The sequence below is a fragment of the Brevibacterium picturae genome, from assembly GCF_030453725.1.
In the GTDB taxonomy this organism is placed as follows: Bacteria; Actinomycetota; Actinomycetes; order Actinomycetales; family Brevibacteriaceae; genus Brevibacterium; species Brevibacterium sandarakinum_A.
In genome coordinates, this window is the sequence record NZ_JAKDJU010000132.1 from 1 (window position 1) to 8572 (window position 8572).

An 8572-nucleotide genomic window follows, 5' to 3' on the forward strand; every position below is an offset into this window, starting at 1 on the left:
GCCGGCGGCGAGGGGTGGTTCTGGTTGCTCAGCATCTTCGTCGGCGTGGTGCTCGTGGCCGTCGGATGGCCCGTGACGGCTGTGCTGTATGGAACCTCGACGGTCCTCGCGATGCTCGTCGTCCTCGGTCAGAGCGCAGCTTTGGTGCTCGCTGTGCGCAAGCCGATTCCAGCGATCCTCGTCGGGGTGATCTCTGCAGCTGCGGGAATCATCCTCACCGCGGATACGTCCGGCCTGGTGTGGCCGTGGACGGTGACGTCGATCCTGGCGCTGGTCTTCCTCCACCTCATCGTCGGGCTGCGGCACAGCTGGCTCCACCTCGTCATCCTCTGGTCGCTGTCCACGGTGCTGGGCGGCCTCAGCCTGGCTCTGCCCCATGCGGGAGGCCTGTCCGGGGCAATGGCCAATGCCATTACGACCGCTTCACTCAGCGCCGGAGTCTCGGCCATCGCAGTGATCGGGAATCTGTGGATTCGCGGCCGCACCCAGTTGGCCACCGAACGCCGACTCAGCGCCGAGCAGCTGGCCAAGCGCCAGGAGCTCGAGGAACGCAATCGGATCGCACAGGAGCTCCACGACGTCGTCGCCCACAGCATGTCCGTGATCAGCGTCCAAGCCACCACGGCCCGCTACCGACTGCCCGAACTCGACCACCGCAGCGTCGACGAATTCGATTCGATCGCAGGCTCGGCCCGGCAAGCGCTGAACGAGATGCGCGGTCTCCTGGCGATTCTGCGCGGGAGCCGCGAAGCCGATCTGGCCCCACAGCCGAAGGTCGATGACATTCCGGACCTGGTCGAGGCCACTCGCAGTTCGGGCGCCGAGGTTGAACTCGAGTTCCCAGCGGATGCATTCGAAATCAACCCGACGACCGGCCTGACCGCGTTCCGCCTCGTCCAGGAAGCTCTGTCCAACGCCCTTCGCCACTCCCCCGGAGCGCCGGTGCGCGTGTCCGTTGGCACCGATGGCTCGCAGCTGTCGATCGGCGTCGTCAACGGTGTTCCGGATTCGACCGACGCAGAGGTGGTCCGTCCCAATTCGAGTCGGCCCAACTCGGGCCAACCCGACGCGGGCCACCCCGACGTGGGGCGCCCTGCTGCCGGCCACCCTGCTGCCGGCCACCTCGGCGGAGGATTCGGTCTCAAGGGCATGCGCGAGAGGGTCGAGGCACTCGACGGGACGCTGCAGGTGGGTCCGACTGTCGAGGGCGGATTCGAAGTGCTCGCGACGCTGCCGGCGAACTGAGCCACTCGATCTGCTTGAGCCGACTACTGGCGGGAGTCACCGCTGCCTGGCCGGGAGTCACCGCTGTTCAGACCGAATTGCCGGGGCAGGCGGGTGTCGACGAATGCTGCTGCGAAGGCGCCCAGGATGAGCAGAACGAGCATTGCGATCATTCCCGCGAACTGCTTGATCACGGGTGTCGTGAAGCCGAACAGATCTGATCGAACAGCGTAGACTGCGACGCAGATCAGTCCAAGGGCACCGAAGACATTCAGGGTCGTTGGCCCCGGGGAACGTCGGCGCGGTCCGGTGTAGTGACTCGCGCAGTCATCCGGAGAGCCGAACTCCTGATCAGGTTCCAGTCGCGTGGTTTCGGCCGTTTCCCGTACGTGCTCAAGGACATCGAGAACCTGCGCTTCCTCGCAGCCGCGCTTGCGCAGACTCTGGGTCAGGTCGTTGCAGCAGCTCACAGTTGGTTCGCCTGATCGTAGATTCGTGTAGTTGTCATGGTGGAGGCTGCGCCCTCCTCGGCGGCAATGATTTCATCCTTTCGGGCGACAACACCGGCCGACCGTCACCGGTAACCTCGAGTTGTGACTCCTCACCCCGGCCGCCGCAATCTCATGCATGCCCTCCTCTGGACGGGCATCTCACTGACAGCCGGCGCGCTCTTAGTGGTCATCGGCGTCAGCGCCGAATGGCCCGACCTCGAAGACGCGGGCGATCGAGCAGGGGCGCTCGGCGCCGAGCTGCTCCTCCACATCGTCTTCGGCATCATCGCCCTGGCCTGCCTGCCGGTCGTCCTCTGCTTCGACGGCAGGAGAATCCCCCGCAGATCGCTGCGACCCAAGGTGCTCGCCGCCGAGAAGTTCCGCGAGTTCCTGACGACGAGCGGACGCGGAGGCGAGGAGTTCCTTGCCGCTGACGGGTCCGTCGAATCCCTGCAGCGTCGACCCGGGGGATGGATTCCGATCACCGTCGGGCTCCTCGGCATCCTCGTCGGCACGATCAGCCTCCTCGGCGCCTTCGCCTCCTCACTCATCCTCATCACACTGTCAGCCCGACGCAGCTGGTCACTCGACTTCGCCTGTCTCGCCGCGGCCGTGCTCTCGCAGAGTCTGGCCTATACGCTGACGCCGAACGCGGTCGGACAGTTCGAGTTGCCGCTCTTCCTGGTCAACGGCACCGCCTTCGCGATACTCGTGGTCATCGGCGTCATCCGCGGCGCACGCGAACAGGGACTCATCGACTCCGCCGCGCAGACTCTGCTGCGCGAACGTTCCCGTCAGGATCGGGCCGTCGCCGAGGTGCGCCGTGGCATCGCCCGCGATATGCACGACTCGCTCTCTCACCATCTCAGTGTCATCGCCATGTACTCCGGTGCTCTGTCGGTGCGCCGGGACCTCGATCCCGAATCCGTGCATGAGAGCGCGCGCCTCATCGCTGCCAGCGCCCGGCGTTCGGGCATCGAACTGCGCGAAGTGCTCACGATGCTGCGCGGAGACGACCAATACACCGTGGTCGATCCCGACCTGGAACGCCTCATCGCCGATCGATCGGACACGGTGGAGCTGAACTGCCGGGAACCGCTCACCGCCGAGCTGCTGCAATCTGTCGGCGCGCTCGAGCGGACGACGATCTACCGCTTCACGCAGGAGGCGATCACAAATGCGCTCAAGCACGCGCCAGGCCAGAAACTGCTGATCACGCTGACATGGATCGCCGAGCAGGAGAGCGTCGAAATGCTCGCACGCAACGCCCATACTGCTGACGCTCCCCCCGACGCGCGAGTGCGGGAACAGGCGATCGCCGGGTCCGGATTGGGTCTGCTCGGTCTCAAGGAGAGAATGGAGGCCATGGGCGGATTCCTCAGCGTGAGCCGGGATCCCGACTTCGAACTGCGGGCTCGGATCCCGGTGCCGAACCTGAAAGAGGAGATCGGATGAGCATCAGAGCCATCATCGCCGATGACGAATCCCTGATGCGTTCGGGACTGCGCCTCCTCCTCGGCGCGGCCGATGACATCGAGATCATCGCCGAGGCGGCCCATGGTGGAGAGGCGGTCGACCTGGCCCGTGAGTTGAGTCCCGATCTCGTCCTCATGGACATTCGCATGCCCGTCATGAACGGTCTCGAGGCGACCCGGGCTCTCATGGCTCAGGCCTCCCACCCCGAGGTTCTCATTCTCACCGCTTTCGGCACCGATGAGTTCGTCTACCAGGCGCTGCGCTCGGGCGCGGCCGGCTACATCCTCAAGGACACTCCCCCGGACGAACTCATCCACGCGGTCCGGGCAGCGGCGAACGGCACCCGAACCCTGTCACCGAGCGCCGTCGAGTCCCTGCTGGGACGAGGCACCACCTCGGCGACGGGACTGGCCGATGGTGGGGACGGCCTGAGGTCGTCGGGAGGATCGGGCCCCGGAGGTATAGGTTCCGGAGGCGCGGGGACCACCGGTGCCGGGAATCCGCACGCTCCCGATCCGCTGGAACCGCTGACGGCGCGGGAACGTGAGATCGCCGAGGCGGTCGCCCAGGGTATGACGAACGCGCAGGTGGCGCGGTCACTGTTCGTCTCCACCGCGACGGTGAAGACCCACTTGGCACGCATCTTCTACAAGCTCGACGTCAGCACCCGCGTCCAGTTGGCCCTGCTCGTCAACGAGAGGCGCTGAGCAACAGGGCCTGGAGCTGAGTTCAGATCATTTCGGAGCCATGCGGATCGCACCGTCGAGGCGGATGGTCTCACCGTTGAGCATCGGGTTGGCCACGATCGATTCGACGAGCTGCGCGTACTCCGTGGCCTTGCCCAGCCGGGAGGGATGGGGGATCGACTTCGCCAGGGACTCCTGCGCCTCCTCGGGCAGGCCGGCCATCATCGGGGTCTCAAAGATGCCCGGCGCGATCGTCACGACCCGAATCTGTGAGGCGGCCAGCTCGCGTGCCATGGGCAGGGTCACCGAAGCGATTGCGCCCTTCGACGCGGAGTAGGCGATCTGTCCGATCTGTCCGTCGAAGGCCGCGACCGAGGCGGTGTTGACGATGACGCCGCGCTCTTCACCATCGGCTTCCTGAGCCTGCATCGCAGCTGCGGCCAGACGGCACACGTTGACGGTGCCGACGACGTTGATGTTGAGCACCTTCGAGAACGCGTCCAGGGCCAGCGGCCCCTTGCGCGAGACGAGCTTGCCGGGAGTCGCGACTCCCGCGCAGTTGACGACGACGCGCAGCTGCCCGAGACCGGTTGCCGTGTCAACACCGGCCTGAACCTGCTCCTCGTTCGTGACGTCGGCGGTGACGAAATGGGCGCGCTCGCCCAGTTCCGCGGCCACCTGGTGCCCCACCTCGGCGTTGAGATCGACCATGACGACCTGCGCACCGGCGGCCAGGAGCCGTTCCGTGGTGGCGCGGCCGAGCCCGGAGGCGCCGCCGGTGACGAGTGCAACTGTGTTGTTGAGATCCATAAATGTCCTTCGCATCACTTCAGTGAACGTTTGAGTTGGTTCGACTGTAGCCGACCCCTGTGTGCGGGGTCACCCTCGGGCCAGGTGCCGGCGAACGCCTCGGCGAGGGGAACGAAGTGATCCGGGATCGACGAAGCCCGCCGACCATTCGGTGCGGCGGGCTTCGGTCGTGTCAGTCGCAGGCGATGCGCTGGGCGACGATCAGGCGGCCTGGTCCTCGGAATCCGCGTCCTCGCGCACGGACTTCAGGGCTTCGCCCCAGCTCACGAGATCATCGGCCATGGACGCGAACGGGGTCGCTGAGACCTCAGTCGGGGTGAAGACACCGTCGGCGAAGTCGGTGAACAGGCTGAAGGAGGCCTGGTCGCGCACGACGGCGAGCTTGTAGTTGGCGAGAATGTGGCGCAGGTGCTCGGCGGCGCGCACACCCTTGTCGGCGCCGTAGTTCACGATGCCGGCGACCTTGTGGTTGAACTCGCTGGCCACGAAGTCCAGCGCATTCTTCAGCGATCCCGAGATCGAGTGGTTGTACTCGGGGGTGACGAAGATGAAGGCGTCGAACTCGGCGAGCTTAGCGCCCCAGGCCTTGGTGTGATCGTTCTGGTACATGTTCGCGCCGGCCGGAATGACCTCGTCGAGCAGCGGCAGGTCGAAGTCACCGAAGTCGACGACCTCGGCGCGGACGCCCTCACGCCCGGCCAGCTGTTCCTTGGCCCAGGCGACGACCTGCGGGTTGAGTGCCTGCGGGCGCGAAGTTCCGGGAATGATGGCGATGTTGAGCATGTCCGTCCTCTGTTCGGTGTCAGTGTCCAGTGTCTGGTGGTGCTGGTTCCAGGTGGTCGGAAGCGGCAGACTTCTGCCGCTTTCCCACATCCGGACAACCTTGTTGAAATGTCAATAATTCCGAAATTCCGCGTGATCATCGTCACATTCGCCTGCTCGTTTGAACAGGTTATCGTCGCGTTCGCCTGCTCATTTGAACAGTCGGGTTCATGCCGACCTGAGCGTGTGCACCCCCTCGACAGCGCACAGATCCCCGAATTCTGGGCGGAAGCGGCCATTCGCCGGGCAACGTCATGTATTCTCGATTGGCAAGTGAAAGATTGTTCGATATCCGACCGCCAAGGAGTACAAGCACCGTGAAATCAACCAACGGCCGCAACAACATCCTCCGCTCGGCTCGGGACACCTTCGCCGCAAAGGGCTTCGACGGTGCCTCCATCCGCGATATCGCGCAGGCTGCCGGACTGAGTCTGTCCGCACTCTACTACTACTTCCCATCCAAGCAGGAAGCTCTCTACGAGCTCGTGCACACGGCGTACACCTGGTACAGCGAACACGGGCGAGCCGTCATCGCCGAGGTGGGCGATGATCACACCGAACAGCTGACCGTGGCCGTGCGCTACCTGTCCCGGTACCGCATGGAGAACGTCTCGGTGTCCACAGTGCTGTTGCGCGACACCGAACGACTGACCGGCGACAATGCCACCCGCGTCAAAGAGCTCCAGCGCGAGGCGCGAGACATCATGGGCGACATCGTCCAGTCAGGCATCGATGCCGGAACGTTCCACGTCGACAGCGCGCAGCTTGTGACACGTGCGATCCACTCGATCTGCAACTCGCTCTCACTCTGGTACCGCCCCACCGGCGACCTGACGCCGGATGTCATCGAGCGCGATTTCACCCAGTACTCGCTGCGCATCCTGGGCCTCGATCCCAGCACGGAGGAACTCGACCGCCTGATGGCGCTGCCGATCAACCAGGCAGGCATGCTCGACTTCATCTCCGACGACCAGAACTGACACAGCGCTGAGCCCACACGGTCGGCGCTGACCGCGCCGACCCTCGGCGCGGGCTATTACCTGTCAGATCAACGACCTCGGCTACCCTTCGGTCGCTGAGCAACCCCCGTACAGGTTGCTCAACGACCGAAGGGTTGCTCGCTGTTCTCGAGCCGCTGCTCAAGGTTGCTCAGCGACCGGAGGGTTGCCGCGTTGCCTCAACTGCAGTCCCGGGGGCCGACCGCACGGCCGCGCCGCGGCACGAGCCACCCCGGCGCGGCACCCGCGGCCTCAACCGACCGTAGTGCGCAGACTGCGGGCGAGTTCGCGGCGCTGCGCCTGCTCGTCCGGGTCGGGCACCGGCAGAGAGGCGATGAGTCGCTTCGTGTAGTCGCTGCTCGGTGACCCCAGCACCTGCTCGCCGGTGCCTTCTTCCAGCAATTCGCCTTGGAACAGGACCCCGATGCGATCGGAGAGCATGTCGACGACGGCCAAGTCATGGCTGATGAACAGGGCCGCGAAGTCGAACCGGTTCTGCAGATCGACGAACAGTTCGAGCACCTTGGCCTGCACCGACACGTCGAGGGCCGAGGTCGGCTCATCGGCGATGAGCAGCTCCGGGTCGAGGGCCAGTCCGCGTGCCAGGGAGGCTCTCTGGCGTTGGCCGCCCGAGAGTTCGTGCGGATACCTGGCCCCGTAGGCGCTGGGCAGCTGCACGGAGTCGAGCAGTTCGAGCACCCGCTTCTCCCGGTCCTTCGGCGTCATGTCCCGCCGATGGATGGCGAACGGCTCCGCCACACATTCCCCGACCGTCAGGTGCGGGTTGAATGAGGCCGCCGGGTCCTGGAAGACGAACCCGATCCGGCGCCTGATCGGTGAGAAAGTCCGCTCCTTGAACCCGACCATTTCGTGTCCGAGCACCTGGAGGCTGCCCCCGCTGGCCCTGGTCAGGCCGGCGATGGCGCGTCCGATCGTGGTCTTGCCCGATCCGGATTCGCCCACCAGTCCGTAGACTTCGCCGGCCTTGATGTCGAAGCTGACCGACGACACCGCCTGGAAGTCCGAGCGACCGAAGCCTCCCGGGTAGACGATATCGAGGTTGCGAGCGACGACGACGGATTCGCGTTCGTCGCGAGGCTTTCCCGCGTGAGCGTCGGCAGCCGGGGCCTCTCCCACATCTGGAGCCTCCCCCGCCGAGGCGGTTGCCGGGGTGCCCTCGCCCCCGTCCTTCGCGTCGGTGCTGGCGGCCTCCGCAGCGTCGGCAGCCGCAGCCTTGCGACTGCCGGCGACCGTCGAGCCCAGTCGGGGGACGGCGCCGAGGAGGTCGCGCGTGTACTGTTCCTTCGGATCATGGAAGAGCTGCTTGACCGACGACACCTCGACGAGGTCTCCGCGGTACATCACGGCCACCCTGTCGGCGAGGTCAGCCACGACGCCCATATTGTGGGTGATGAGCACGATCGCGGTACCCGTCTCGTCACGCAGCTCTCGCAGCAGGTCGAGGATCTCGGCCTGAACGGTGACGTCGAGTGCGGTCGTCGGCTCGTCGGCGACGATCAGCTCGGCGCCGAGTGCCAGGGCCATGGCGATGACGATGCGCTGCTTCTGCCCGCCGGAGAACTGGTGCGGATAGTAGTCGAAGCGGTTCTTCGCATCGTGAATCCCGACCTGTTCCATCGCGGCGATGACCTTGGTCTTGAGCTCGGCCTTGCTCGCGCGTCTGTCGTGGGCACGTAGGCCCTCGGCGATCTGCCACCCCACCGTGTAGACGGGGTTGAGCGCCGTCGAGGGCTCCTGGAATACCATCGACATGTCGGTTCCGCGCATCTTGCGCAGCTGATCACCGGAGACGCTGAGCACGTCCTTGCCGGAGACGATCACGGCACCCGAACGCTGCGCGGTCTCCGGCAGAAGCCCGAGGATGCTGCGCGCGGTCACGGTCTTGCCGGAGCCGGATTCGCCCACGATCGCGAGCACCTCCCCCGGGGTGACCGACAGAGTCACATTCTTCACCGCGTGGACGTCGCCGCCGTCGGTGGAGAACGTGACATCGAGGCCGTCGACATCGAGGATGCTCTTCGCCGCACCGGCGGTACCGCCAGTA

The 8572-nt window shown here is 65.6% G+C and carries 8 protein-coding genes; 4 read left to right on the top strand and 4 right to left on the bottom strand.

The features are described 5' to 3' along the window. On the top strand, window positions 1–1245 hold a 1245-nt coding region (locus L0G76_RS11965; protein WP_304357428.1), incomplete at its 5' end, for a sensor histidine kinase. A gap of 23 nt (window positions 1246–1268) precedes the next feature. On the opposite strand, the gene L0G76_RS11970 is transcribed toward L0G76_RS11965, so the two are convergent. Continuing rightward, window positions 1269–1694, bottom strand: a complete 426-nt coding sequence (locus tag L0G76_RS11970) for a hypothetical protein (RefSeq protein WP_304357429.1) — start codon at window positions 1692–1694, stop codon at window positions 1269–1271. Window positions 1695–1817: 123 nt separating this feature from the next. On the opposite strand from L0G76_RS11970, the gene L0G76_RS11975 reads away from it, so the two are divergent. Then, complete coding sequence (locus L0G76_RS11975; RefSeq protein ID WP_304357430.1) at window positions 1818–3170, top strand: sensor histidine kinase; 1353 nt, start codon at window positions 1818–1820, stop codon at window positions 3168–3170. After that, the gene (locus L0G76_RS11980; RefSeq protein ID WP_304357431.1) at window positions 3167–3898 is read left to right on the top strand and encodes a response regulator transcription factor; all 732 of its coding nucleotides are present in this window, start codon (window positions 3167–3169) and stop codon (window positions 3896–3898) included. The genes L0G76_RS11975 and L0G76_RS11980 overlap by 4 nt, the downstream gene beginning before the upstream one ends. A 27-nt stretch (window positions 3899–3925) precedes the next feature. Here L0G76_RS11980 and L0G76_RS11985 read toward each other — a convergent pair whose 3' ends face one another. Beyond that, window positions 3926–4687 (bottom strand): SDR family NAD(P)-dependent oxidoreductase, encoded by a 762-nt coding sequence (locus L0G76_RS11985; protein ID WP_304357432.1) that lies wholly within the window; start codon window positions 4685–4687, stop codon window positions 3926–3928. Between the two features lie 201 nt (window positions 4688–4888). Then, entirely contained in the window at window positions 4889–5470 is a 582-nt protein-coding gene (locus tag L0G76_RS11990) for an NADPH-dependent FMN reductase (protein ID WP_304357433.1), read from the bottom strand. A gap of 356 nt (window positions 5471–5826) precedes the next feature. On the opposite strand from L0G76_RS11990, the gene L0G76_RS11995 reads away from it, so the two are divergent. Further along, window positions 5827–6489 (top strand): TetR/AcrR family transcriptional regulator, encoded by a 663-nt coding sequence (locus L0G76_RS11995; protein WP_304357434.1) that lies wholly within the window; start codon window positions 5827–5829, stop codon window positions 6487–6489. A gap of 270 nt (window positions 6490–6759) precedes the next feature. On the opposite strand, the gene L0G76_RS12000 is transcribed toward L0G76_RS11995, so the two are convergent. Beyond that, the gene (locus tag L0G76_RS12000; RefSeq protein ID WP_304357435.1) at window positions 6760–8541 is read right to left on the bottom strand and encodes a dipeptide ABC transporter ATP-binding protein; all 1782 of its coding nucleotides are present in this window, start codon (window positions 8539–8541) and stop codon (window positions 6760–6762) included. Between the last annotated feature and the right edge of the window lie 31 nt (window positions 8542–8572).

Coding starts and splice junctions, on each gene's coding strand:
- L0G76_RS11980 (WP_304357431.1), top strand. CDS start 3,167: ATGAGCATCAGAGCCATCATCGCCGATGACGAATCCCTGATGCGTTCG.
- L0G76_RS11985 (WP_304357432.1), bottom strand. CDS start 4,687: ATGGATCTCAACAACACAGTTGCACTCGTCACCGGCGGCGCCTCCGGG.
- L0G76_RS11990 (WP_304357433.1), bottom strand. CDS start 5,470: ATGCTCAACATCGCCATCATTCCCGGAACTTCGCGCCCGCAGGCACTC.